This is a genomic window from Oceanicola sp. D3 (assembly GCF_006351965.1).
In the GTDB taxonomy this organism is placed as follows: Bacteria; Pseudomonadota; Alphaproteobacteria; order Rhodobacterales; family Rhodobacteraceae; genus Vannielia.
This window is the reverse complement of sequence record NZ_CP040932.1, coordinates 1,928,469-1,953,795: the sequence shown is the minus strand read 5'-3', so window position 1 is coordinate 1,953,795 and position 25,327 is coordinate 1,928,469. Positions and strand designations below refer to the sequence as shown.

General features: G+C 63.5%; 22 protein-coding genes. 6 read left to right on the top strand and 16 right to left on the bottom strand.

Annotation, left to right across the window (positions count from 1 at the left end):
- Positions 1-33: 33 nt before the first annotated feature.
- Positions 34-831, bottom strand: a complete 798-nt coding sequence (locus FHY55_RS09885; protein WP_140014033.1) for a hypothetical protein — start codon at positions 829-831, stop codon at positions 34-36.
- Between the two features lie 323 nt (positions 832-1,154).
- Here FHY55_RS09885 and FHY55_RS09880 point away from each other — a divergent pair, with 323 nt between their 5' ends.
- From FHY55_RS09880 to FHY55_RS09865, 4 genes are all read left to right on the top strand, one after another.
- A complete protein-coding gene (locus FHY55_RS09880; RefSeq protein WP_140014032.1) occupies positions 1,155-1,490 on the top strand; it encodes a multidrug efflux SMR transporter in 336 nt (111 codons plus the stop codon).
- Between the two features lie 79 nt (positions 1,491-1,569).
- Entirely contained in the window at positions 1,570-2,181 is a 612-nt protein-coding gene (locus FHY55_RS09875; RefSeq protein ID WP_140014031.1) for a YitT family protein, read from the top strand.
- Between the two features lie 59 nt (positions 2,182-2,240).
- Positions 2,241-4,061: a translational GTPase TypA gene (typA, locus tag FHY55_RS09870; RefSeq protein ID WP_140014030.1), complete on the top strand. Its 1,821-nt coding sequence runs from the start codon at positions 2,241-2,243 to the stop codon at positions 4,059-4,061.
- 55 nt (positions 4,062-4,116) lie between these two features.
- Positions 4,117-4,701, top strand: coding sequence for a VOC family protein (locus FHY55_RS09865; protein WP_140014029.1), 585 nt, complete (start codon positions 4,117-4,119; stop codon positions 4,699-4,701).
- A gap of 5 nt (positions 4,702-4,706) precedes the next feature.
- Here FHY55_RS09865 and FHY55_RS09860 read toward each other — a convergent pair whose 3' ends face one another.
- The 3 genes from FHY55_RS09860 to recA form a co-directional block, all read right to left on the bottom strand.
- A complete protein-coding gene (locus FHY55_RS09860; RefSeq protein WP_140014028.1) occupies positions 4,707-4,994 on the bottom strand; it encodes a DUF1330 domain-containing protein in 288 nt (95 codons plus the stop codon).
- A gap of 1 nt (position 4,995) precedes the next feature.
- The gene (gene alaS, locus FHY55_RS09855) at positions 4,996-7,647 is read right to left on the bottom strand and encodes an alanine--tRNA ligase (RefSeq protein ID WP_140014027.1); all 2,652 of its coding nucleotides are present in this window, start codon (positions 7,645-7,647) and stop codon (positions 4,996-4,998) included.
- Between the two features lie 127 nt (positions 7,648-7,774).
- Positions 7,775-8,863: a recombinase RecA gene (recA, locus tag FHY55_RS09850; protein ID WP_140014026.1), complete on the bottom strand. Its 1,089-nt coding sequence runs from the start codon at positions 8,861-8,863 to the stop codon at positions 7,775-7,777.
- Between the two features lie 193 nt (positions 8,864-9,056).
- On the opposite strand from recA, the gene FHY55_RS09845 reads away from it, so the two are divergent.
- Positions 9,057-9,674, top strand: a complete 618-nt coding sequence (locus tag FHY55_RS09845) for a hypothetical protein (protein ID WP_140014025.1) — start codon at positions 9,057-9,059, stop codon at positions 9,672-9,674.
- A 60-nt stretch (positions 9,675-9,734) separates the two neighbouring features.
- Here the strand turns inward: FHY55_RS09845 and FHY55_RS09840 are convergent, their stop codons facing one another.
- From FHY55_RS09840 to FHY55_RS09795, 10 genes are all read right to left on the bottom strand, one after another.
- Positions 9,735-12,074 carry an ATP-binding protein gene (locus tag FHY55_RS09840; RefSeq protein ID WP_254695470.1) on the bottom strand — a complete coding sequence of 780 codons (2,340 nt, stop codon included), beginning with the start codon at positions 12,072-12,074 and terminating at the stop codon, positions 9,735-9,737.
- Positions 12,075-12,170: 96 nt separating this feature from the next.
- Positions 12,171-13,334: an RsmB/NOP family class I SAM-dependent RNA methyltransferase gene (locus tag FHY55_RS09835; RefSeq protein ID WP_140014024.1), complete on the bottom strand. Its 1,164-nt coding sequence runs from the start codon at positions 13,332-13,334 to the stop codon at positions 12,171-12,173.
- 28 nt (positions 13,335-13,362) lie between these two features.
- Positions 13,363-14,811: an IMP dehydrogenase gene (guaB, locus tag FHY55_RS09830; RefSeq protein WP_140014023.1), complete on the bottom strand. Its 1,449-nt coding sequence runs from the start codon at positions 14,809-14,811 to the stop codon at positions 13,363-13,365.
- A gap of 108 nt (positions 14,812-14,919) precedes the next feature.
- Positions 14,920-15,660 (bottom strand): hypothetical protein, encoded by a 741-nt coding sequence (locus FHY55_RS09825; protein WP_140014022.1) that lies wholly within the window; start codon positions 15,658-15,660, stop codon positions 14,920-14,922.
- Positions 15,661-15,716: 56 nt separating this feature from the next.
- Positions 15,717-16,556, bottom strand: coding sequence for a hypothetical protein (locus FHY55_RS09820; protein ID WP_140014021.1), 840 nt, complete (start codon positions 16,554-16,556; stop codon positions 15,717-15,719).
- Positions 16,557-16,636: 80 nt separating this feature from the next.
- Positions 16,637-17,971 (bottom strand): sigma-54 dependent transcriptional regulator, encoded by a 1,335-nt coding sequence (locus FHY55_RS09815; RefSeq protein ID WP_140014020.1) that lies wholly within the window; start codon positions 17,969-17,971, stop codon positions 16,637-16,639.
- Positions 17,972-17,991: 20 nt separating this feature from the next.
- Positions 17,992-19,743, bottom strand: coding sequence for an ATP-binding protein (locus FHY55_RS09810; RefSeq protein ID WP_254695469.1), 1,752 nt, complete (start codon positions 19,741-19,743; stop codon positions 17,992-17,994).
- Between the two features lie 138 nt (positions 19,744-19,881).
- Complete coding sequence (gene purQ, locus FHY55_RS09805; RefSeq protein ID WP_140014019.1) at positions 19,882-20,550, bottom strand: phosphoribosylformylglycinamidine synthase subunit PurQ; 669 nt, start codon at positions 20,548-20,550, stop codon at positions 19,882-19,884.
- A gap of 54 nt (positions 20,551-20,604) precedes the next feature.
- A complete protein-coding gene (locus FHY55_RS09800; protein ID WP_140014018.1) occupies positions 20,605-23,190 on the bottom strand; it encodes a CHAT domain-containing protein in 2,586 nt (861 codons plus the stop codon).
- A 77-nt stretch (positions 23,191-23,267) separates the two neighbouring features.
- The gene (locus FHY55_RS09795; protein ID WP_140014017.1) at positions 23,268-23,759 is read right to left on the bottom strand and encodes a DUF3592 domain-containing protein; all 492 of its coding nucleotides are present in this window, start codon (positions 23,757-23,759) and stop codon (positions 23,268-23,270) included.
- Positions 23,760-23,865: 106 nt separating this feature from the next.
- Here FHY55_RS09795 and FHY55_RS09790 point away from each other — a divergent pair, with 106 nt between their 5' ends.
- Positions 23,866-24,141, top strand: a complete 276-nt coding sequence (locus FHY55_RS09790) for a hypothetical protein (protein WP_140014016.1) — start codon at positions 23,866-23,868, stop codon at positions 24,139-24,141.
- 57 nt (positions 24,142-24,198) lie between these two features.
- Here FHY55_RS09790 and purS read toward each other — a convergent pair whose 3' ends face one another.
- Both purS and purC read right to left on the bottom strand, forming a co-directional pair.
- Positions 24,199-24,426, bottom strand: a complete 228-nt coding sequence (gene purS / locus FHY55_RS09785) for a phosphoribosylformylglycinamidine synthase subunit PurS (protein ID WP_140014015.1) — start codon at positions 24,424-24,426, stop codon at positions 24,199-24,201.
- Between the two features lie 11 nt (positions 24,427-24,437).
- Complete coding sequence (purC, locus tag FHY55_RS09780; RefSeq protein ID WP_140014014.1) at positions 24,438-25,202, bottom strand: phosphoribosylaminoimidazolesuccinocarboxamide synthase; 765 nt, start codon at positions 25,200-25,202, stop codon at positions 24,438-24,440.
- Positions 25,203-25,327: the final 125 nt, after the last annotated feature.

Below are 25,327 nucleotides of genomic sequence, written 5' to 3'. Positions count from 1 at the left end.
GCCGGAGCCAGTGTGCCCCGGCCCGCCCTTTGCCTATCGCCCGAAGTAGGCGTTTACAGTGTCGCGGGCGACTTCCTGCAGGAAGGCCGCATCCTCTGCGCTCACCTTTCCGAAGTAGTCATACTCGTTGCCCACCGGATCCGCGCCGTAGAGCGTTGCATAGGCCGTCGCCGCCGCAAGGAAGCTGCCCAGCAGGCTGGGGTGTGAGCCGTCGTAATCCTTGTGCAGCGCGATCTCGGGGCGGCGCTTGTAGGCCTCCTCGAAGGCCAATGCTACCGGGATGACGATAGCGTCAATCTCATTGCCTGCCTCGGTATAGAAGCGCGCGTTGGTGCGGATGTTTTCCGGATCTGCGCTCTTGTGCGGCTCCACGTAGGCATGTGGCATGTAGAGCGCCACCTTGCCACCGCGCTCTTCGATCAGCGCCGCGGCGGCCTTCACCCCATCCATGTAGCGCTTGGCGTTTTTCTCAGAGAGGGCCGCATTGGAATGGCCCTGAAGCAGAACCAGTTCAAACGGCTCTTCCACCCCGATGGCCCCCGGCGTTGTGAGCCAGTCCATGTTGTGATGGTCGATCCGCGCGCCGCCGATCGTGGAAGACTTGTACTGTGGCTCCACCTCGGTGCCCGCCATCACCATCCGGCGCAGGTGATTGTGCAGACTGTCGTTGTAATACAGGTAGCTGTTGCCCACGAGCAGAACGCGAGCTGGATTTTCGGCCTGCGGCTGGGTGACCTCGGGGATGAGGTCTTGCGCCACGATTGGCTGAAGCGTGAGGGGCGTGAGACATGCGGCCACGAGGGCCGCTCGGAGCATGGTCCGGCGGATCATTAGGTTTCCTCCCTTTGGGTGGCCTGCGTTGGTCGCAGGCGGTGTGGCAGAACCTTCCGCAACTCTCGGGTGTGTGACAATCAAATTCCGTGCTGAGAGCAGGTATTTTGATGATTGGCCCTTCTATCAATGGGTTGCAGCGGCATCCTCATCTCACAGCCCAAAGCCAATGTGTGGGTTTCCACACAGTTTCTCGGAGAAACCGTGCGACCTGCCGCACAGTGCAGGCGTCAGCGACTCGCCTCTGCCAGCGCTGTGAGCTAGGGAGGCAACAGGCGGCGCGGTGGTGCCCGCCCGCAGCCCCATTCAGCACCGGTGCCCTCATGCCCAAGACCTACCTCTTCCTCGTGCTCGCCATCCTTGCCGAAACCATCGGCACCGTCGCCCTGCCCGCCACGCGCGGCTTCACCCGACTGGCTCCGGCAGCGCTGGTTGTGGCGGCTTATGCGGTGTCGTTCTACTTTCTGTCCCTGACAGTGAAGGTGATGCCTGTGGGCGTGGTCTATGCCATCTGGTCGGGTCTCGGCATTGTGCTGATCGCGGTCATGGGCCTGCTGATCTACGGGCAAAAGCTGGACCTTCCGGCAGTGGTCGGCCTCGCCCTCATCCTTGCCGGCGTGCTCGTGCTGCATCTTTTCTCATCGGCAACGCCGCACTAGCAGGCAGCCACCCCCGCCATCGCGCCCTGCCCCACCGGCAGGGTTTGACCGCGCATCGCTGCAAAGGCCAGATCGCCCCATGACCACCCCTGACGACACCCCGCATTACACGCCCATCGAGGATGCCCAAGGGCTGCTGGTCGCCTCCGCACAGGCCGCGCTTGGAGTGCACCTTCTGAGCGCGGCGGGGCTGATCTCAAGCGGCACGGCGGGCACGGCGCTGATCATCTCCTACCTCTCGGGGTGGTCGTTCGGGCTGGTGTTCTTTGTCATCAACATCCCCTTCTACGCCTTCGCATGGCGCGCGCGTGGCCCGGTGTTTTGCCTGAAATCGCTCGCCGCCGTCACGCTGCTTTCGCTCATGTCCACAGCACTCGCACCGCTCCTGATCATCGCCGATGTGCACCCGGCGGCGGCGGCCGTGCTTTTTGGCGTTGCGGCAGGCGTTGGCCTGCTCGGCCTGTTCCGGCACTCGTCCTCGCTTGGCGGCGTGTCTATCATCGCGCTGATCCTGCAAGACAAATACGGCTTTCGCGCCGGTTGGACCCAGCTCATCCACGATATCTTGCTCTTCTCCGTCGCGGCCCTCGTCCTGCCGCTCACGGCGGTGCTCTGGTCGCTGCTGGGCGCGGTCATCCTCAACTTTGTCGTGGCGTTCAACCACCGACGAGACTGGTACGTCGTCACTTGAGGCTGGCCATTCGCCGCAGCGCAGGATATGCGCGGCGCGAACGCTTTTGAGGACAGAAAATGGACCTGCGCAACATCGCCATCATCGCCCACGTCGACCACGGGAAAACCACCCTTGTGGACGAGCTGCTGAAGCAATCGGGCGCCTTCCGCGAGAACCAGGCGGTGGCCGAGCGGGCGATGGACTCCAATGACCTTGAGCGCGAGCGCGGTATCACCATCCTTGCCAAATGCACTTCGGTCGAGTGGAAGGGCACCCGCATCAACATCGTCGACACCCCCGGCCACGCCGACTTTGGCGGCGAGGTGGAGCGCATCCTCTCCATGGTCGATGGCGTGGTGCTGCTGGTGGATGCCGCCGAAGGGCCGATGCCGCAGACCAAGTTCGTTACCTCTAAGGCGCTCGCCCTCGGCCTGCGCCCCATCGTCGTGCTCAACAAGGTCGACAAGCCCGACGCCGAGCCCGACCGCGCGCTGGACGAAGTGTTCGACCTTTTCGCCGCGCTCGATGCCGACGAAGACCAGCTCGACTTCCCACACCTTTACGCCTCTGGCCGGTCCGGCTGGTGCGACCCCGAGCTAGACGGCCCGCGCAAGGATCTGGACGCGCTGTTCAAGCTGATCGTCAACCACGTGCCCGCCCCCAAGCAGCAGAAGCACGCGGATGAAGACTTCCGCATGCTGGCCACCACGCTGGGCGCCGATGCCTTTATCGGGCGCACGCTGACGGGCCGGGTTGAATCGGGCCGCATCAAGGCTGGCGCAACCGTGCAGGCCCTCACCCGCAACGGCCAGAAAATCGAGCAATTCCGCGTTTCCAAGATTCAGGCATTCCGCGGGCTCGGCCTGCAAGAGATCGACGAGGCCGTGGCAGGCGATATCGTTACGCTGGCCGGCATGGCCAAGGCTACCGTCTCCGACACCATCTGTGCGCTCGCGGTCGAAGAGCCGCTCGATGCGCAACCGATTGATCCGCCGACGATTTCCGTGACCTTCGGGATCAACGACTCGCCGCTGGCGGGCCGCGACGGCAAGAAGGTGCAAAGCCGGGTCATCCGCGAGCGACTGATGCGCGAAGCCGAGGTGAACGTGGCGATCAAGGTCACCGACACACCGGGCGGCGAGGCCTTCGAGGTCGCCGGTCGGGGCGAATTGCAGATGGGCGTGCTGATCGAAAACATGCGCCGCGAGGGCTTCGAGCTATCCATCTCGCGCCCGCAGGTGCTGATGCGCGAAGAAGACGGGCAGCGGCTGGAGCCGGTCGAGGAAGTCACCATCGACGTGGATGACGAGCATTCCGGCGCGGTCATCGAAAAGCTCACCGGCGCACGCAAGGGCGACCTTGTGGAAATGCGGCAGGCGGGCGCGGGCAAGACCCGGATCATCGCTCACGTGCCCTCGCGCGGGCTGATTGGCTACCATGGCGAGTTTCTGACCGACACGCGCGGCACCGGCGTGCTTAACCGTGTGTTCCACGGCTGGGCGCCGCACAAGGGCTCTATCCCGGGCCGCCGCGCGGGCGTTCTGATCTCGATGGATGCAGGCGAGGCCGTGGCTTATGCGCTGTGGAACCTCGAAGACCGGGGCCGGATGTTCATCGGGGCGCAGGCACCGGTGTATCAGGGCATGATCATCGGTGAGCACAGCCGCGAGAATGACCTTGAGGTGAACCCGTTGAAGGGCAAGAAGCTGACCAACGTGCGCGCCTCTGGCTCGGACGAAGCGGTGCGCCTGACCACGCCCATCACCCATTCGCTCGAAGAGGCCATTGCCTACATCAACGACGACGAGCTGGTCGAGGTCACGCCCAACGCGGTGCGGCTGCGCAAGCGCCACCTTGATCCGCATGAGCGCAAGAAGGCTGCGCGCGCAGAGGGCTAACACCTGCCCTTCGGATGGTTGTAGGGTGGGTAAAACCCACCATCCGGAGGCCGCGATGCAAAAAATCCAATCCCAGGGCGTGCATCACATCACGCTCACCGGTGCCGACAGGCAAACTTCGATCGATTTCTGGGAGGGCGTGCTGGGCATGCCCTTCCTCTTCGAGCAGCCCAACCTCGACAATGCCGACGAAAGCCATCTTTACTTCGACCCCGGCGATGGGCGGCTGATCACCATCTTTACCAACGAGAGCCGCAGGGCCGACCGGCGGCGCACGCCCACCGAGCCGGGCTGCGTGCATCACATCGCCTTCATCGTCTCCAAGGCCACGTGGAATCAGGCCGAGGCCCGGCTGGAATCACGCGGCATCGGCCATTCCGGCCCGAAGGACCGGGGCTTTATGGACTCGCTCTATTTCAAGGATCCGCTTGGCCTGCTGATCGAGTTGGCCTGCTACAAATTCGAGCCTCCAGCGGGATGCACCCACGCCGAGGTGCTGGCCGAGGCACACCGCTTGAGGGTTGCGGCTGGGGATGAGGCGATTGGCGACGTGCACCTCGCCGATGCCATCGAAGCGCTGGTGGCGCGGAGTACGGTCTCACTCTCAACTGACAGGAGCGCAAAAAACCCCTACGGCTGAAAGCCTTACTCGGAGGTTTCCACCACCACCAGTTCGCGCTCGGAGGCGCCGCGCGCGTGGCTGAGCGCCTCTTGATACTCGGGAGAGTTGTAGCACTCCACCGCAGCGTCGACGGAGGGGAACTTTGCCACCACATTGCGCGGGCGTTCCTTGCCTTCAAGCTGCACAAACTTCCCGCCGCGCGCGACAAAGCTGCCGCCGTGCTTGGCAATCGCAGGGCCAGCCAGCTCGGCATATTTGCCGTAAGCCTCGGCGTCGGTGACAGTTACATGAGCGATCCAGAGTGCGGGCATCTTATCCTCCTATGATGGCTTCGGCAGCGGCAATGGCTTCGGCGGATTTGGACGGGTCTGCGCCCCCACCCTGCGCCATGTCAGGCCGTCCGCCCCCGCCCTTGCCGCCAAGCTCTGCCACGGCGGCCTTGACCAGATCGACGGCAGAGACGCGTTCTGTCAGGTCGGCAGTCACGCCGGCAGCGACGGCGGCCTTGCCTCCCGCATCTGCGACCAGCAGCACCGCGCCGGAGCCGAGCTTTTCCTTATGGGCGTCAATGAGGCCGGGCAAATCTTTGCCGGTTACGCCAGAAAGCGCTTGGGCGATGAAGGCTATGCCATTGATATCCTTCACTTCAACCTGCGCATCCCCACCAGCCATGGCCAGTTGCTGGCGCAGCTGCGCAACCTCGTTTGTCAGGCTCTTGCGCTCATCCAGCAGAACCTTGAGCCGGGTGATCACATCGGGGCCGGAGGTTTTCAGCAGGCCTTCGATCTCGCTAAGGGCCACGTCACGGCCCCGCAGTTCGGCCAGCGCCGCCTCGCCGGTGAGGGCCTCAATGCGGCGCACACCGGCAGAGCTGGCCGCCTCGGAGGTGAGGGCAAAAGCGCCGATATCCCCCGTGCGGGCCACATGGGTGCCCCCGCACAGCTCGATCGACCATGTCTGACCGTCGCTGCCCTTGCCAGTATCAGCGCGCCCCATGGACACAACACGCACCTCGTCGCCATACTTCTCGCCGAAAAGCGCCTGAGCCCCGATGGCGCGGGCGTCATCCGGCGTCATGATCCGGGTTTCAACAGGCGTATTCTGGCGCACATAGGCGTTCACCTCGCGCTCGATGCGCGAAATTTCTTCCGGGCTGAGCGCCTTTCCGTGCGAAAAATCGAACCGCAGCCGGTCGGGCGCATTGAGCGAGCCGCGCTGTGCCACGTGGTCGCCAAGCGCGCCGCGCAGGGCTTCGTGCAACAGGTGCGTGGCCGAGTGGTTGGCGCGGATCAGGCTGCGGCGGCTGTGATCCACCGTCAGTTCGGCGCCCTGCCCCACGTCCAGCGTGCCCTCCTCAACGCGGGCAAAGTGGATGAAAACGCCGGCTACCTTGCGGCAATCCGTTATCACCGCGCGCCCCGTCTCGGTTTTTACCGTGCCGGTATCGCCCACCTGCCCGCCGGATTCGGCGTAAAACGGTGTCTGGTTCACCACCAGCTGAATCTCGTCACCGGGCTTGGCAGATTTCACCCGCTCCCCGCCGTTCACCAGCGCGAGGATTTGGCCCTCGGCAACCTCGGTGTCATAGCCAAGAAACTCGGTTGCGCCGCTTTCATCCGCAAGGTCAAACCAAAGCGCGTCATCGGCCGCCTCGCCGGTGCCGGACCAAGCCGCGCGGGCCTTGGCCTTTTGCTCCGCCATGGCCGTGTCAAAGCCCGCGGTATCCACCGCACGGCCCTTCTCACGCAAAGCGTCCTGCGTGAGGTCGAGCGGAAAACCATAGGTATCATAGAGCTTGAACGCCGTCTGGCCCGGCAGTTCCGCACCTTCAGGCAGGCTGCCAAGCTCATCGTCCAGAAGTTTCAGGCCCCGGTCCAACGTGGTGCGGAACCGCGTTTCCTCGGCCAGCAGGGTTTCTTCGATCAGCGCCTTGGCACGGCCAAGCTCCGGGTAGGCGCCGCCCATCTGCCGGACCAGTTCAGGCACAAGGCGGTGCATCATCGGGTCTTTGGTGCCCAGCAGGTGGGCGTGTCGCATCGCGCGGCGCATTATCCGGCGCAGCACATATCCGCGTCCGTCCGACGAGGGCATCACCCCATCAGCGATGAGGAAGGAGGTGCTGCGCAGATGGTCGGCAATGACGCGGTGATGCACCGAGCCCTCACCATCCGGATCGGTCGAAGACGCATTGGCGCTGGCCTCGATCAGGGCGCGCATCAGGTCGGTGGCATAGTTGTCATTCGTGCCCTGCAGAAGCGCAGCGACACGCTCGATGCCCATGCCGGTATCAATCGACTGGGCCTCCAGCTCGCGGCGCGTGCCATCTTCAAACTGCTCGTATTGCATGAAGACGAGGTTCCAGATTTCGACAAACCGGTCGCCATCTTCCTCGGGCGTTCCCGGAGGGCCGCCCCAATGCTGCTCGCCGTGGTCATAGAAGATTTCCGAGCACGGGCCGCAGGGTCCGGTGGGGCCCATCATCCAGAAATTATCATTCGTGGCGATCCGAATGATCCGCTCATCCGGCAGCCCGGCCACTTTCTTCCAGAGCTCCGCCGCCTCGTCGTCGGTGTGATAGACCGTTACCAGCAATTTGGAGGGGTCGATGCCCAATTCCTTGGTGACCATCTCCCATGCAAAGGGGATCGCCTGCTCTTTGAAATAGTCGCCGAAAGAGAAATTCCCCATCATTTCAAAGAAGGTATGGTGCCGCGCCGTGTAGCCAACGTTGTCGAGATCGTTGTGCTTGCCCCCGGCGCGCACGCATTTCTGCGCGGTGGTGGCGCGGGTGTAGTCGCGGTGCTCGACCCCGGTGAAGAGGTTCTTGAACTGCACCATGCCGGAATTGGCAAACAGCAGGGTGGGGTCGTTACGAGGCACCAGTGGCGAGCTGTCGACAACCTCGTGCCCTTGACGGGCGAAGTAGTCGAGAAAGGTGGTTCGGATGTCGTTGAGCGTGCGCATGTTCTTGTTCCGAAAGGGCGGAAATGGGTTCGGGCAGGTTTAGCCCCCTGCCCCGGCACTGTCCACGGGCGAATGCGAAAAGGGCGGCCCCAGCGGACCGCCCTTTCAAAACATCTATTGCTGGAGATCAGCCTTCAAAAAGGTCGTCATCCTCGCCAGCGGCGGCCTTTTCACCGCCCGGCATGTCGAAATCGAGCCCATGGGAGGCGCGAATCTTGTCTTCGATCTCAAGCGACATGTCGGGGTTGTCCCGCAGGAACTGCTTGGCGTTTTCGCGACCCTGGCCGATCCGCTCGTCGCCGTAGGAGTACCAGGCACCGGACTTCTCGACGATACCGGCCTTCACGCCCATATCGACCAGCTCACCCATCTTCGAGATGCCCTCGCCATACATGATGTCGAACTCAACCTGCTTGAACGGCGGTGCGACCTTGTTTTTCACCACCTTCACCCGCGTCGCATTACCGACCACCTCGTCGCGATCCTTGATCGAGCCAATGCGGCGAATGTCGAGACGGACAGAGGAGTAGAACTTCAGCGCATTGCCGCCGGTGGTGGTTTCGGGGCTGCCGAACATCACGCCGATCTTCATGCGGATCTGGTTGATGAAGATCACCATGCAGTTGGAACGGCTGATCGAGCCGGTGAGCTTGCGCATGGCCTGGCTCATCAGGCGGGCATGCACACCAACGGAACTGTCGCCCATGTCGCCTTCCAGCTCGGACTTCGGCGTAAGCGCCGCCACCGAGTCGACGACAACGAGGCTGACGGCACCGGAGCGCACCAGCGTATCGGTGATCTCAAGCGCCTGTTCGCCAGTGTCGGGCTGCGAGATGAGCAACTCGTCAAGATCAACGCCGAGTTTGCGGGCATATTGCGGGTCGAGCGCGTGTTCGGCATCGACGAAGGCGCAGACGCCGCCCTTTTTCTGCTCTTCAGCCACGCAGTGCAGCGTGAGCGTTGTCTTCCCCGAGCTTTCCGGGCCGTAGATTTCGATGATGCGGCCCTTTGGGAGGCCGCCGATTCCCAGTGCAATGTCGAGGCCGAGCGAGCCGGTCGAGGTGGCTTCAATGTCCTTGAGCACATTGTCGCCGCCGAGCTTCATGATGGAGCCCTTGCCGAACTGCCGCTCGATCTGAGAAAGTGCGCTGTCGAGCGCCTTTTGCTTATCGCTGTTGCCTGCTTTGCCCATGTCCAGAAGTTTCGCTGTGGCCATTGTTCCCGTCCTTATTCCACATGCCGGTTGCACCGGCAATGACTGCTGTTGTTCACCCCTTGTTCCGCAGGTTATGCGATCAAAACGAGAACAAAGCAAGGTGAATCTTGCTGACATTGATCATGGACTCCCCTTGGTTAATGAAGCGTGAACGTTTACCAAATGCTCCGGACTGCAGGTGATGAGGGTTTGAATGCTGGTTTTCTGGGACGCACGACTGGTGCTTCTGGCGACGCCCAAAACGGGCACGCACGCGTTGGAAACGGCCCTTGGCAACGAGGCCGATATCGCCTTCCGTCATCCGCCGCTGGTCAAGCACATGGGCGTGGCCTGGGCGAACCGGTTGATGCCGCGGATCGTGGGCGAAAAAGAGTGGCCGACCTTTCGCACCGTGGCCGCCATGCGCGAGCCGCTCGATTGGTTGGGCAGTTGGTATCGCTATCGGCGGCGCAATGATCTGGTCGGGCAGAGCAATTCTACGCGAGACATGAACTTTTCAAAGTTTCTGCGCGGCTACCTAAAGGATCCGCAACCGGACTACGCCCGGCTGGGACGACAGTGGAAGTTCCTGCGCCGCGAAGACAATCGGGTCGGGGTCGACTATCTATTTGCCTACGAGCAGTTCGGCGAGATGGTCGAGTTTCTCGAAAATCGGCTCGATCGAAAGATCACTCTGGACCAGGAGAACGTTTCGCCCAAGGCGGAGCTGGAGGTTGACCCGGAGCTCGCCCCGCCGCTGGCGAAGGCCCTTGAGAAGGACTTCCGGCTCTATGACGCCTTGATCGGCGGGGGCGACTGGAAGAACGTCTGATCCGGTCCTGCGGTTGAACTTATCAAGGGCGTTGCGGCGGCTACATATCGGTCGCAGCTGCTAGTGGATCTGGTCGTGAACAGTCGCGGTCAACTCGTTCAGCGAAAAGGGTTTCGGCAGGAAGACGGAGTTTGGAATCAGCGCCTGTTCATTGTCGAAACTGTCTTCCGCATATCCCGATACAAAGACGACCTTCACATCGGGCCGCATCTCCAGTGCCTTTTTCACCCAACTGGGGCCATCCATTCCGGGCATTATGACGTCGGTAACGAAGACATCGACCTTCAGCTCGATATCTTCCAATACACGAAGTGCCTCTTCGGCATTCTCGGCCTCCAGCACGGTGTAGCCGCGCATGCGCAGGGCCCGTGATGCAAAGGCGCGGACGGGGGCTTCATCTTCGACCAGCAGAACAACGCCCTCCCCTTTACCGGAGGCTTCGGTCGGGAGGGAGTCGAGCGCTTGGCGAGGTGCTTCCTGGGGGCGCTCGTAAGCAGGGAAGAATAGCGTGAAGCAACTGCCCTGCCCCGGCACGGAATCGGCAAAAATGTATCCGCCGGTCTGCTTGACGATACCATAGGCGGTTGAGAGCCCAAGGCCCGTGCCTTCACCGGGGCGCTTGGTTGTCCAGAAGGGTTCGAAGATTTTCTCTATCTTGTCGGGGGCGATTCCCGTGCCCTCATCCGCGACCGAAACAACGACGTAAGAGCCCGGCGGCACGGTGGCGCGATCTCGGTGCAGTTCTTCATCAAGCGTGCGGGTCTGGGTCTCAACGGTGATGGTGCCGCCTTCCTTCATCGCATCCCGCGCGTTGACCACGAGGTTCATGATGACCTGCTCCAGTTGCCGCTTGTCGGCCCTTATCGCAGGCAGTTCCGGGTCGTGGTTGAGCGTCAGGCTCACGCGCTCCCCCACCAGCCGATTCAGCAAATGACCAAGGTCAGACAGCGTATCACGCATGTCGAGCACCTCGGGCTGCAGGTTTTGCTTGCGTGAGAAGGCGAGAAGCTGGCCCACGAGGCTGGCGGCGCGGTTTGCGTTTTGATTGATCTGGACAAGGTCACCATAATCCGGATCGCCCTGATCGTGCCGCAGCAGCAGCAGGTCGCAATGGCCGGAAATCGCCGTGAGCAGATTGTTGAAATCATGCGCCACACCGCCCGCAAGCTGGCCAATGGCCTGCATTTTCTGGCTTTGCACGAACTGCGCTTCGAGCGTCTTGAGTTCGGTTGCGTCGTTCAACACGGCCACCAGTGAAGGTTCACCATTTTCGACCACACGGCTGAGGGAAATCTGCAGGAAAATATCCTTCACCGGCAGCTTTGCTCGCGCAACCTCTGCGCGCAACGGGCCGCGCCCCTCGGCGGCCTCGGTGATCCAATCCCGCACGGAGCGCCCAAGCCCTTCGACCAGATCAGACACCGGCATGCCGATGACATTCTCATCCCCCAAGAGCTCCCGCGCCAGGCGGTTGGCCATTGTCAGGGTGCCATCCCGGCCGATCCGCAGCAATGCAACGGGGAGGTGATCGAGAAGATCGGGGGGAGCATGCGAGGCCGCAGCTACGGGCGCGGTGGCCGCGGGTCGATCGGCAGTCTGCGCGGCAGGGAGCAGATACACTTCGCGGCGCCCCGCTTGGCCAGCGATTTCCACCGCGTAGCACTTCAACTCCCCCGCCGGGCCGATAATGCGCTGTGGGCCCGTCAGCCCCTCGTTGTCTGGGTCAACCAGCACGTCTTCCAAGCGTTTGGCCCGCCCGCCAAGCACTCTGCGAAGGGCCTCGTTCATGAAGAGGACAGCACCGGTTTTGTTGATCGTCATCATCGGCAGGCTGAGACTTTCGGCGCCGCGCCCGCCTTCGCGCTCAATCAGGTCTTCCATCCGCCACAGGTAGCCGTCATCGCCAAGCCGATGCACCACCAGCCGCATGTGGCCTTTGCGGGTCACAACATCCTCACAGGAATTGCCACGGGATTCGGCTCGGGTTTCCAGCCGGCTGAGCAGCGCGGCAGGGTTGGCAAGAAGCTCCCGCAGAATGCGCGGCAGTGTTTCCCCCGGCTCGGCCGAGAACCGCTTGCGCGCGCTCGCGTTCAGATGGGTCACGGCCCCGTCGGGATCCGTGGTGAAACAGGGCGCGGAATCCAGCTCTGTGAACCCGGCGACCGTTTCTGCAAGCGCCCTCTCGGCAGTCGCCTGACGCCCGGCCAGCAACTGCATCAGCACCACCAGCGCCAGCAACGTCGAACCGGAAGCCAAAAAGACCAGCGACACCGGCTGGGCCGGCAGCGCGATGCCGGCGCCGACACAGAGAACGGCTGCTCCGAAGACATACCAGACCCGCCCCTGAAAGGCCCGCGCGATACGCGCAAGCGGAGTGGGCGTCAGCGCTGGGTGCGACACAGGTATGTTCTCCCTTCGATTCGTTGCACAGCAGAGTCGCCCGAAAATCGTTAATCGGCGATTAAGACTGATACGGTTCTGCCTGCTCGAAGAGTCTCAACTTCTCCCTGAACGCCGGAACACCGCAAGAAAAAAGCCATCTGCGCCATCCAGCGGGGTCAACCGGCGCTGATGTTCCAGCTCCCATTCGGGATGCCGCGACAGGAAGGAGTCGGCCTGCGCGGTGTTTTCGGCGGCCAGCAAAGAGCAGGTGACATAGGCCAGCGCCCCGCCCTTCGGCACGAAGGCGCTGCACTCATCCAAAATCTGCGCCTGCAACTCTGTCAGCGCCACCAGCCCATCACGATCAAGGCGCCACTTGGCTTCGGGCTGCCGCCGCCACGCGCCGGAGCCGGAACAGGGCACATCGGCAACCACCAGCTCGAACTCCCCCTGCGGGCCGGTCGAAACCTCGATCTGAGCGCCTGCACGGGCCGCGCGCGGGGGCAAATCATTCATCCGCTGCGCGTGCGCGTCATGGGCGACATAGCGCAGCGAGGGCGCACGTGCAGCGAGCGCAAGGCTTTTGCCCCCTCCGCCCGCGCAGTAATCCAGCACGGCCCCGGCGTCTGGCAGGGGAATATCCTCGCAAAGCGCCTGAGAGCCTGCGTCCTGAAGCTCTACCATCCCCTCGTTGAACGCGGCTGAATTGCGCAATCGGCGCGCGCCCGAGGTAACGCGGAGCGCCATCGGGGCGAGCGCATGAGGCTCAGCGGCGATCCCTTCTGCCGAGAGCGCGTCGCGAGCCTCCTCACGGGTTGCCTTCAGCGCATTGACGCGAAGAAACACATCAGCTCTGGCCTGCATGGCCCTGCAAACAGGGGAAAATTCTGCCCCAAGTGAAGCTTCCAAATCGGCGGCGATCCAATCAGGCAGATCCAGCGCCTCGGCCCCGGTTGGGAGGTGGCCAGCAGCCGCTTCATCAGCCGTCAGCGGTGCAGGAGCGTGGCCCTCGCCCGAGAAAACCTCCGCCGGGTCGCGGCCCTGCGCGCGAAGCATCCCTAGCATCAGTGCACGGCCAGACGTGCCCCCACCCAAAGCCGCAAAACTGCGACGGCAGCGCAGCGCATCAAACACGTGATCGCGGATGGCCGCCCGGTCGCCCGAGCCCGCAAAGCGGTTGGACCGGCCCCAGCGGCTGAGGGCCGGTTCGGCAGCGAGGCCTCCGGCGATGGCGTCCAGCACCTCGGCGGCGGCGGCAATGCGGGCAGCGGGGGTCATGCTACGTCAACTGCAATCCGCAAAGCATTCACCCAATGCGATAATTCGGGCTCTCGCGGGTGATCTGCACGTCATGCACATGGCTTTCCTTTAGCCCCGCTCCGGTGATTTTGACGAAGCTGCAATTGCGGCGCATCTCCTCGACGGTGGCGCAGCCGGTGTAACCCATCGCAGCCCGCAGGCCACCGACGAGCTGGTGAATCACCGCGCCTGCCGACCCCTTGTAGGGCACCTGCCCCTCGATCCCTTCAGGCACCAGCTTGTCGGAGGCCGCATCCTTCTGGAAGTAACGATCGGCCGAGCCACGGGCCATGGCACCAAGGCTGCCCATGCCGCGATAGCTCTTGAAGCTGCGCCCCTGGTACAGGATCACCTCGCCGGGGCTTTCGTCGGTGCCGGCAATCATCGAGCCGACCATGGCGCAGCTTGCCCCGGCTGCGATGGCCTTGGCAAAATCACCGGAAAACTTGATGCCGCCGTCAGCAATAACGGGCACATCGCCCGCCGCCGCTGCGCAATCCATCACCGCCGTCAGCTGTGGCACGCCAACGCCCGCCACCATCCGCGTGGTGCAGATCGAGCCCGGGCCGATGCCCACCTTCACCGCATCCGCGCCTGCACCGATCAATGCCTTTGTCGCCTCGCCCGTGGCCACGTTGCCCGCAATCACCTGCACCTCGTTGGAGAGCCGCTTGGCCCGCTCTACGGCGGCAATCACGCCTTCGGAGTGGCCATGGGCGGTATCAATCACCACGATATCCACGCCAGCATCAATCAGCGCCTCGGTGCGCTCAAAGCCCGCATCGCCTACCGAAGTTGCCGCCGCCACGCGCAGGCGGCCAAGGCTGTCTTTACAGGCGGTGGGGTTCAGCACGCTCTGCTCGGTGTCCTTCAGTGTCAGCAGCCCGGTGAGCTTGCCTTGGGCATCCGTCACCAGCAGCTTCTCGATCCGACGGGCCTTCATGAGCGAAATCGCCTCCTCCCGGTCGGCGGGCTCCCGAAGGATCGCCAGATCATTGGAGGTCATCATCACCTTCACCGGGGTATCGTCGGAAGTGGCAAAGCGCATGTCACGGTTGGTCACGATCCCAACCACGCGATGCTGGTCGTCCACCACCGGAAAACCGGTGAAGTTATACCGCTCGATCAGCGCCTTGGCGTCCGCGAGGGTCTGATCGGGGGTGAGGGTGACGGGGCTGTAGACGATGCCACTCTCAAATCGCTTGACCCGGCGCACCTCGCGGGCCTGCTCCTCGACATTCAGGTTCTTGTGGATCACCCCGATCCCGCCCGCCTGCGCCATGGTGATGGCCATGCGGCTCTCTGTCACCGTGTCCATCGCTGAGCTCAGCAGCGGAATGTTCATGGAAATGGCCCGCGTCACCCGCGTCGCCGTATCGGCGGTTGAGGGCAGCACCCGGCTCTCTGCCGGAACGAGCAAAACATCATCGAAGGTCAGCGCCTCGCGAATCTCCATCACGGCTCTCCTTGTGAGGGTTCGGTTGGCGCTTCCCTATTTCATGGATGCTGCAAAAGCAAAAGGGCTTATTGTGGCTGCCTGCCTAAGCGCCGCTGCATCTGGTGGTCAGCGGGCGGTGACGCGCGCGGCAAGGTCGGTAAAAATATCTTCGGGCTCGGGCCGCGCCACGGTTTCGGTGACGAAGCCCCAGGAAAACAGCGCCTCGCTCTCATACTGGCGATTGACCCTTAGGTAGAGCGGCTGCAACTCCGCCGGGCGAATGATGCCCGTTGGCGGCAATTCCACCAGCATATGAACGCCTTTGAGCCCCGCCGGGACCGGTGCGGGATACCATGTTGGCGGATCAAAGGGCGCGCCCTCATACCAGATCTGAGGCACCGAGATAAAAGCGTAGCGAAAGCGCCCTCGCGTGGCGCGGTCGGGCGTGGGGGCGTTGAGGTTGACGCGCTCCACCAACTCGCCCCGGTTGTCGATCAGCATCGGATAGAGGCTGACGGTTTCGGCCTCGGTCACGAAGGGCAGCGCCGTGAAGTCGCAGGGGCGGCAGGTGATGCCATAGTGGTTGCCGTCATGCAGGTGGATCAGCGCCCCCGGCTCCAGCGCCAGCTGCGCAGGCTGAGGCTCTGCGGCGGTGAGGCGGGCGGTGATGCGCGCATCTTCGATGCGCTGAAGCACCGGTGACACGCAGCTTGCCGCCAACGCAAGCGCCAGCCCCGCCAGCCACCCCCACCAATGACGGCCATTCAGCAGCCAGATCAGCAGGCCCAGCACGCCTGCCACCGCGAGGGTCAGCAGGAAGGCCGAGATATACGGCAGCGCCACGGCGAGAAAATAAAAGACAGCCATAACCCGGCCTTAAACCGCGCGCGCAGGCACCACAAGCCGCCGGGCCGCATCCGCCGTCACGGTGCACCGGCCTCCCCTGCGCTTGAAGGCTGCAGGGCGGTGCGGCGGTAGGCGAGGGTCAACACGCTGGCCCCGATCAACACGTTGAGCGCGTAGACGGCGCTCAACGCGAAATCCAGCACGGACAGCCACCCACGCGGCGGCGCCTCCTGTCCGAGTTCCCAAGCCGCCGTGTCGATCGCGAGAAAGGCCACAAAGAACACCGCCACCACAGGAAGCCACAGCAACAAGGACCAAGCGGCGGCGGAGGCAAACCAACGGCGGCGGGCGGCTCTTGCCTGCGGCGCCACCTGATCCTCCTGCTCGATCGCCACCGCAGGCAGCGATTTGGCGAGGTTGAAAAACACGAAAATCAGAACCCAGGCCACTGGAAGCAGGGCCAACAGGCTTTCGGGGCCGCTCAAAAGCGAAAACGGAAAGCTCAGTTCTGGCTCATAGGGAGCCAGGCCCAGGTCAGGGCTGGCGCTGACGAAGCCTTTCACCAGGCCGATGATCCAGAGCAGCAAGACGCCCACCCCCAGGGCAACGATCGCCGCCCCGCACACGGCCAGGAACCAGCCGGTCGCATAGCGCGTCACCGGCCCGCGATGGCGCGTGCCGACGGGCCCCGGGGTTTCCTCCAACAGCGCCGCGCGATGCCAGCCGACCGCTGCCCAAGAGAAAACCCAGAAGTCGAGGATGGCCGGCAGAAACCCGTAGCCGTCCGGCTGAAGCCGATAGTAGATTTCGTAGGTCAATGCGGAGATGAGGAATGGCAGCCAGATCACCCGCAACGCCGTGCCGCGCCGCTGCCAAAGCTCTCCGACTGCGGGCCAGAATATTCCGCTGGATTTCATGCTCTGCTCAAACGTGCCTCATCTGGCCGCAAGATGCGGCAAGCAGGGAGCGGTCGCAAGCCGCCCCCTGCTTTGGCAGCTCAGCCGAGATAATCTGAGCGTTGCAACCCGTACTTCGCCATCTTCTCGTTGAGCGTCCGGCGCGGTAGGCACAGCTCTTCCATCACGTTCACGATGGAGCCCTTGTGGCGGCGCATGGTGTTGTCGATTAGCATCCGTTCAAACGCCTCGACATACTCTTTGAGCGGCTTGCCCTCGGTGGTCATCACCGGCTGCACCTCGCCCTCGTCGTTCATCAGCAGCGAAGCGATGGTGCCCGATCCACGGCGGGCCTGTAGCACGGCGCGCTCGGCGATGTTGATGAGCTGGCGCACGTTGCCCTGCCAAGGCGCCTGAAGCAGCTGTGCGGCCTCCTGCGCCGTCACCGCCGGGGCCTCGCAGCCATATTCCTCGGCAAAGCTCTCGGAGAGGCGGGTGAAAAGCATCAGGATGTCCTCACCGCGCTGGCGCAGCGGCGGCAGGGTGATCTTCATCGCCGCAAGGCGATAGTAGAGATCGGGGCGCAGCATGTCTTCGCTGGTCTTGCCCTGCTCTTGCAGGTTGCTGACCGCCACAATGCGGGTTTCGGCAGGCGTGCCCTGCTCATTGATGAACTGCAGGAGGCGGGCCTGCAGCGCAGGCGAGAGGGCTTCGATATCCTCAAGGCAAAGCGTGCCGCCACGCGCCTCTTCGACCAGCGGCAGGCGGCCCTTGTCGGAATTGCCCTCAAACAGCTGCGCGGCCAGTTCCTCTTCGTCAAAGGCGGCGCAGGACACGATAACGAACTCCTTGGAGGCGCGAGAGCCCACCGCGTGGAGGGCATGGGCGGCAAGTGTTTTGCCGGTGCCGGTTTCGCCGTCGATCAGCACATGGCCGTCAGCCTGACCAAGATCGAGGATGTCCTCGCGCAGTCGCTCCATCACCGGGGAGGCCCCGATGAGCTTTTTCATGATCGTGGTGCCGCCGCCCAGCTCCCGGCGCAGTGCGCGGGCATCAAGGCTCATCCGGCGGCGCTGGGTGGCCTTCTTGGCAAGCGCTGTCATCCGGTCGGGGTTAAACGGCTTTTCCAGAAAGTCGAAGGCCCCCACCCGCATCGCCTCCACCGCCATCGGCACATCGCCGTGGCCGGTGATCATGATGACAGGCAGGGCGCTATCCTGCGCCATGAGCTTTTTAAGCAGCGCCATGCCATCCATGCCGGGCATCCGGATGTCGGAGACCACGGCACCGGGAAAGTCTGGGCCAATCCCCTTCAGCGCCTCTTCGGCGGAGGGGTAGGTTTCTGTTTCGAATCCGGAAAGCGCCAGCCATTGGCTGATAGATTGGCGCATGTCCTGTTCGTCGTCGATGATCGCGATTTTCATAGCCTGTGCCATGTTGTTGCTGGTGTCCTGCTCTATTCCGCCGCCGTGGCGCTGTCTTGTTGCAGCATCGGCAATTGTAACTCGAAAACGGCGCCGCCTGCCCGTCCGTTCCGTGCCGTGAGACGTCCGCCCAACTCGTTGATGATCCCCGAGGAGATGGCAAGCCCCAGACCGACGCCATCGCCGGGGGCCTTGGTGGTATAAAATGGCTCGAACAGATGCTCCAGATCCTCGATCCCGTGGCCGTTGTCGCGCAGCGTCAGCGTGGCCGTATCGCCGGTGGCAAGGATCAGTTCAAGCGCGGGCTCGGCCACCTCGCGGGTGGCATCCAGCGCGTTGCGGAAGAGGTTGACAAGCACCTGCTCCACCCGCAACCGATCGGCCCGGATCATCACCGGAGCACTCGGAATGCTGCGAGAAATCACCACGTGCCGCGAGCGCAGTTGCGGCTCCATCATCGAGAGCGCCGAACTCACCGCATCCCTTAGATCAAAGGGTTCGAAGGCCACGTCGCCCTTGCGCGCGTAGCTTTTGAGCTGGCGGGTGATGGCCCCCATCCGACCAATCAAATCGTCGATCCGCTGGAAGGACGAGAGCGCCTCATCCGGCCGCTTGCGTTGCAGCAGCAGCTTGGCCCCGGCGAGATAGGTACGCATGGCGGCAAGCGGCTGGTTCAACTCGTGGCTGACGGCTGCCGACATCTCGCCAAGCGCGGCCAGCTTGGAGCTTTGCGCAAGCGTCTGTTCGGCCACTTCGAGGCTACGCTCGGCCTTTTCCCGCTCAGCGATTTCCCGCTGCAGCCTCAGGTTCAACTGGCGAAGTTCTGCCGACTCCCGCAGCGCGACACGGCGCTCGGAGCGAGCCTTGCGCGACAGCACCCAGAACGAGCCCGCGAGCAGCAATGCGAAGCCCATGATCTCCAGCGCCAGCACGCCGTTCACTCGCTCACGCACCGAGCTGTAGGCGGTGAAAGAGGTCATCCGCCAGCCCTGAAAGGTGATCCGCGCATCCGTGCGCATGACCGCCTCGCCAAAGAGGTAGGCATCCGGCGGAATGAAGCTCCAGTCGGCCGTGGCCTCGATGGCGCGCTCGATCGCTGAGGGCGGATCCTGCTCGGCCAGTGCCTCGTCTATAGGGTGCCCGCGCCAGCGCGGCTCGGTCGACAGGATGACCATGCCGGTGCTGTCCGTCACCAGAACCGCATCAGAAATTCCGGCCCACTGCCGCTCGAACTTACCGAGATCGACCTCCACCACGATCACCCCGACACCCTGATTGTCATGCCGGATCAGCCGGGAATAGGCGAACTCCATGGCGTTGTTTTCCTGCAAATGCAGGGTGAACACGGTGCCATCGGAGCGCTGCGCTTCTACGAAATAGGGCGCGGTGCGGTGGTTGGAGCCCAGCAGGTTACGGTCGGTCGACGCCACGGCGCGGCCCGACGTATCCAGCATCAGGATCGACTTGGCCCCGATCTCGTCGCGAAACTCGATAAGCCGCTGCGAGGTTGTCAGAAAATCCGAGGTGTTGAGCGCCCCGATCAACGAGGGGTCGCGCGAGAGCAGCAGCGGCACCACTTGGCTGCGTTGCAACTCCGAGATGATGTTGCCCGCGTAGAGCGCTTGTCGCAGTTCGGCCTGATTGCGGGTGGTCTCGGTGAAGCGCAGGGTGAGGTAGTGGTTCGTCAGCCAGACCGTGACAATGGCCAGGGCCAGGATCAACACCCAGCCCAGCCGCATCAGATACCGGCGCAGCCCGCGCCGCCGTGTGGCCTCCTCACTCATGTCGCAAGTCTAAGCGCTGCCGCTGCATTGGGAAAGCCGATCCCGCCTCAGGTGCCGAAGAGGTGAGGCGCAACGTCGGCTGCTTACCTCGCGAGGAAAGCACGAAGGCTCGACGAGCCTGCCCCTGTTCGCCCCCGTTCAGGCCGAAACAAGAGCCTCGGCCAAACCGGCGAACATCGCCGCCCCGCCAGTGCCGCCGTGGCGCTCATCCACCGCCCGCTCCGGGTGCGGCATCATGCCAAGCACGCGCCGGTTTTCCGACAGCACGCCGGCAATATCGCCCATCGAGCCATTGGGATTGTCGGTGTAGCGGAAGGCCACCCGCCGGTCGGCCTCCAGCGCCGCCAGCCCGGCCTCGTCGATGTTGTAGTTTCCATCGTGATGCGCCACCGGGATCACCAGTTCGTCTCCCAGCCCATAGCCCGAAGTAAAGGCGCTTTCGTCGCTGGCGATCGTCAGCCCGACATTGCGGCAAACAAACTTGAGCCCCGCATTACGCATCAGCACCCCGGGCAGCAGCCCGGTTTCGCATAGCACCTGAAAGCCGTTGCAGATGCCAAGCACAAAGCCGCCCGCCTCCGCGTGGCCCACCACCGAGCGGCAGATCGGCGAATTGGCGGCAATGGCACCGCAGCGCAGGTAGTCGCCAAAGGAAAAGCCCCCCGGAATGCCCACAACATCCACCCCAGAGGGCAGTGCGGTGTCCTTGTGCCAGACCCGGGTCACATCAAACCCCGCCTGCTCGAAGGCCACCGCAAGGTCACGGTCGCAGTTGGAGCCCGGAAAGGTGATGACGGCAGCTTTCATGGCGATTCCTCTGGCATGTATGGCGCTTTTGCTCCCCTTAGCCCGGATCGCGGGCTAAAGCCAGTTGCCCATCAACACAAAGGCCGACCAGAAGTAGGGATGGGCAAAATCATCCACCGCCCCCGCGCCGGTGCCTGCGTTCAGGGCCGATGCAGCGCGATTGGCCCCCTGCCCCTCGCCGCCGCCCCGCAGCATGGCGATCTGCGCCCGGCGCAGCGCCTCGGCCTTGTCCTCGCCGCGCTCGTAGAGGCCGGCGTAGAAGTCGCCCATCAGCACCGGGGTTGCCGCGTCGGCCACCGGCCAAAGCGAAGCAAGCACGGCGCTCGCGCCCCCCATCAGGGCCGCCGCGCCAAAACCGTCGATCTCCGAGCCATCCCCGCCCCGCGCCGTCTGGCAGGCCGAGAGGGTGAGCAGGTCCACCCCCGTCATGCGGAACTTGCTGGTCCGCAGCTCCGAAAGCGGCAGCCGCGTGCCGTCGCCCAGCAGCAAAAAGCTGTCATCATCCTGCCCCGGCCTCAGCGCGAAATGCGAGGCAATGTGGAGCAGCTCGGGCGGGTTGCGCAGGGTGCGGCGCAGGGCACGGGTGTCAAAGGCGCCGTCGAGCATAGTCTGGCCCGCCAGAACGCCCTCCCCGTCCGATGCGGTGAAAAGGCTCTCGATCTCGGCGGCCACGCCCGGCAAGGCCGAAAAGCCCTCATGCGCCTGCGTCACCCCAAAGCCTGCCGCGCTGTCGGGCGCACGCGGCGCGCGCGCGAACTGGGTTTGCACTGCGGCCACGTAGAGGGCAAAGGCATAGTCCTCTACCAGATAGCGCTCTCCGTCATGCAGCGCCGCAAAGGGCACATAGCGCAGCACACCATCGGCGTTGATCATCAACACTTCCGTGCCTGCCACCTCCAGTGCCTCTCGCACGGGGGCGAAGAGCAGCTCATAAAGCCCCCGCAAATGCACCTCGGCTTCCGGGCTGCGCGCCTCGATGGCCTGCAATGCGTTGAAGACCTTGCGGTGCATCTCTTCGCGCGGGATCTCCACCTGCTCGTGCACCGTTGCGCCGGGCAACGTGAGGAAGAGATGGGTGGCGTCTTCCAGCATCGCCAGTTGCAAGATGGCGCTTGGGCGCTCGCGGGCCTCCAGAATGGCCTGATAGGCCCCGGTGGCATCAAACCTTGCGGCAAAGCCTGCCCGGCGGGTCTCTTCCACATCAGCGAGAAAGGCTCCAACCTCCGCCTCAAAGGCAGCCTCGGCCTCGGCAATCGCATCTTCGAGCAGAAAGAGCTGGTCTTCCTCCTCCGCCGTCCCCTCGCCCGCATCGAGCCGGGCCGACAGGGCTTCCCAGGCCGCGCGGGCCTCTACCGGCTTCAACGCCAGCGCGGCCAGCTTCTCGGCATCGCTGGTTTCGGCATCCGTCAGCAATGCCACGGTCTCCCGCAGATCCGCCTCGCCATCACGTTGCAGGAACTCAAAGGCCTCCTGCTCCTTTTCCATGTTCAGCACCGCCTGCGCCTCGGAAAACCGGCCCTCTTCGATCATCAAATCGGCAAGGTCGCGGTAAAGCCGGCTCCACTCGGCGCGCAGCCCTTCGGTGTCTTCGTCGGATAGCCCCTGATTGAGCGCGCGGATCTCCTGCTGGGCGTTCACCGCCATCTTGCCAAACAAAATGGCCTTTTCCCGCTGCCCCCGCGCCGCGAAGATGTTGCGCATGAGCTCAAAGGTCCAACGCTGGTTGTTCAACGACGAACTGGGGTTGGACGCGATGTAGGGCAGCACCTCCACGGCCCGTCGCATCGCCTCCTCCTCGCGTCCCATATCGAAAGCGATAAGCCCGAGGTTCACCCGTACCACCGAGGCCCCGTAGCTGTGTGGCCCCCAGTGCTTGTCGATCAGCGGCAGCGCCCGCATTGACCAAGCGCGCGCAGGCTCCAGCTCCTTCAGATACCAGTAGGAGGCGCCGATATTGGCGGTAATATTGGCCACCCCCTCACTTTCGGGCCCAGCCACGCGCTCGTAAATCTCCAGTGCATCCTCGTTCAGCCCAATGGCCTCCCGGTGCCGCTTGAGCCCATCGAGCGCATTGGCCTCCAGCATCAGCGTGTTGGCAACGTAAAACTCCCGCTCCGGCTCCTGCTCGATGAACAGCCGGTACACCTGCCGCGCAAGGCCGGCGTATTCGATCGCCTGAGCGTAGTTTGACAGCTCGTTGAAGGCCACGGCAGCGGTTTCGACACAGGCCCCCAGCGTGAGGTTGACAGCCCGCTCCTCCCAGCGATCCCCGATCAGGCCGATGCAGGCGTTCGCCCAGGCCAGGGCCTGTCCGTGTTCGGCCAGGGCCGAATATACATTCGTCAGAAGACCCGCGGCCATAGCGGCATAATGGGCCCCGGTCGGATCGTCGACGTCATAGCCGTCATAGGCAACCCGCAGATAGCCAATGATACGCCGCCGCTCGAAATCGGTCAGATCGGGCTGGTTGATCAGGGGCAGGACGTAGTTGAACGCCGCAGTGGGCTCACCCGTCTTTGCCGTCTCATAAAACTCCTGCGCCGCGCCGGGCAGATGCGGAAAATCGAAGGGGGCCGCCTCCTCAGCCCGCGCGGCCGCGGTAAGGCACAGGAAGGCGAAGAGAAAGACGAGGAGTCTCATAGGCAGCCATGATGATCGACGCGGCTAGCCTAAGCGATGGGCGGCAACGGACAAAGTGACAAATCCCGTGTCCCGCCTCAGCCCTGCACCCCTCGCCGCCGCCAGCGCAGCAGAAACAGGCTGACAAGCGCCGCAGGCAGCGCCGTGCCCAGCCCGAGAACGGCAAGCGCGCCGGGCACGATCCAGTTCCAAGGGCCGGGAATGCGCACGTCCCCGTTAACGTCCGGATCGTGGAGGATGGTGCGGCGCGAGCCGACGGGGAAGTTCCACGCGCTATGAGACATGCCGGCGCTGGCGCGCAGTTCTCGCCCGTCTGCGTGTGTATAACTGAAGACCGGAGCGTAATTGGTGACGTCCCCCTCCAACGGCGACCATCCCTCATATTCGCGAAGCTCCACCACCTCGCCCTCCACCTCAACCATGCCCAGCGGGGCAATCAGCGTTTGGGCCGCAAAATAGAGCGCTGCGCCCAAAAACAGCGCTGGCGTGACCCAAACCAACAGCCACATCCGGCCCGAAATTTCGCGGACCCCGTCATAGCGTGTGCGCATGAAAAAGGCGTCTGACATTCGCCGAAGTTTGGCGTCTTCGGCGGGCCGCGTCCAGATGGTCGTTCAGCGCGTGCCAAACGCCTCTGCAAGAGCCTTGTCGGAAGGCCCCAAGAGGCTTATCTGCATGGGTATCGCGACAAGCCCTCAAAGGCCCCCGCGCAAGACTCATCGAAGTCATCGCCCTGAAGCGTGTCAGGCAACCCTGATTTTCCTGAGGATCGGTCCGTCCGGCATGACGCCGGCACGGTTTTCAACCTGTGAGGTCGTAATGGGAAAAGGCAACAACAAGCGCGGAAACAAGGAAGCGAAGAAACCCAAGCAGGAAAAGCCAAAGCAACTGGCGACTGCAAATTTCGGCGCAAGCAAGCCCATCTCGCTTGGCGAGAAAAAGGGCAAGTAAGGCATGAGGAGGTTGGGCGGGCCTGCGTGCTCGCCCTTCCCCGCGGCGCCAAGGCCCCTACATGTGGATCGCGTAGCTCTCGATCACGGTGTTGGCCAGCAGCTTCTCGCACATCGCCTTCACATCGGCCTCCGTGCTGCCCTCGGCCAGCTCCAGCTCAATCACCTTGCCCTGCCGAACACCCTCAACGCCGTCAAAGCCCATCGCTCCAAGCGCCGATTTGACGGCTTCGCCCTGCGGGTCGAGCACGCCTTGTTTCAGCATCACGTCAACGCGAACCTTCATGCGCGTTCTCCTCAGTTGATCAGGGTGGGCTTGCCCATGGCCGCGGGGCCGCCGTTTGGCAGCACGCCAAGGCGGCGGGCAACTTCGGTGTAGGCATCCGTCAGGTTGCCCAGGTCGCGGCGGAACACGTCCTTGTCCAGCTTCTGGCCGGTCTCCAAGTCCCACAGGCGGCAGCTGTCGGGGCTGATCTCATCGGCCACGATCAACCGCATGAAGTCATTGTCCCAGATCCGGCCAATCTCGATCTTGAAGTCCACCAGCTTGATGCCGACGCCATACATCACGCCGCTCAGGTAGTCGTTGACCCGCAGTCCCAGCGCCACGATGTCATCCAGATCCTGCTGCGTCGCCCAGCCGAAGGCGATGATGTATTCCTCGGGCACCAGCGGATCGCCGAGTGCATCGTCCTTGTAAGAAAATTCGATGATCGGGCGCGGCAACTGCGTGCCCTCTTCCAGCCCCAGCCGCTTGGCCATGGAGCCTGCGGCGAAGTTGCGCACGATCACTTCCAGCGGAATGATCTCGACCGAGCGGATCAGCTGCTCGCGCATGTTGATCCGCTTGATGAAATGCGTCGGCACGCCGATGTTGTTCAGCCCGGTCATGAAAAACTCGGACAGGCGATTGTTCAGCACCCCCTTGCCCTCGATCGTCGCCTTCTTCTCAGCGTTGAACGCGGTGGCGTCGTCCTTGAAATACTGCACCAGAGTGCCCGGCTCGGGGCCCTCGTAGAGAATCTTGGCCTTGCCTTCGTAGACGAGCTTGCGTCGTGCCATGGGGTCCATTCCAGATGCGGGCTGTGGCGGCACCGGAAAGGGCCGCGGCTGTCCTCCGGGGCTATAGTGCAAGGGCTGGCCCGCCGCAAGCAGAGCGAGGCGCGCCGGGGGCGCGGCGAGGCCTT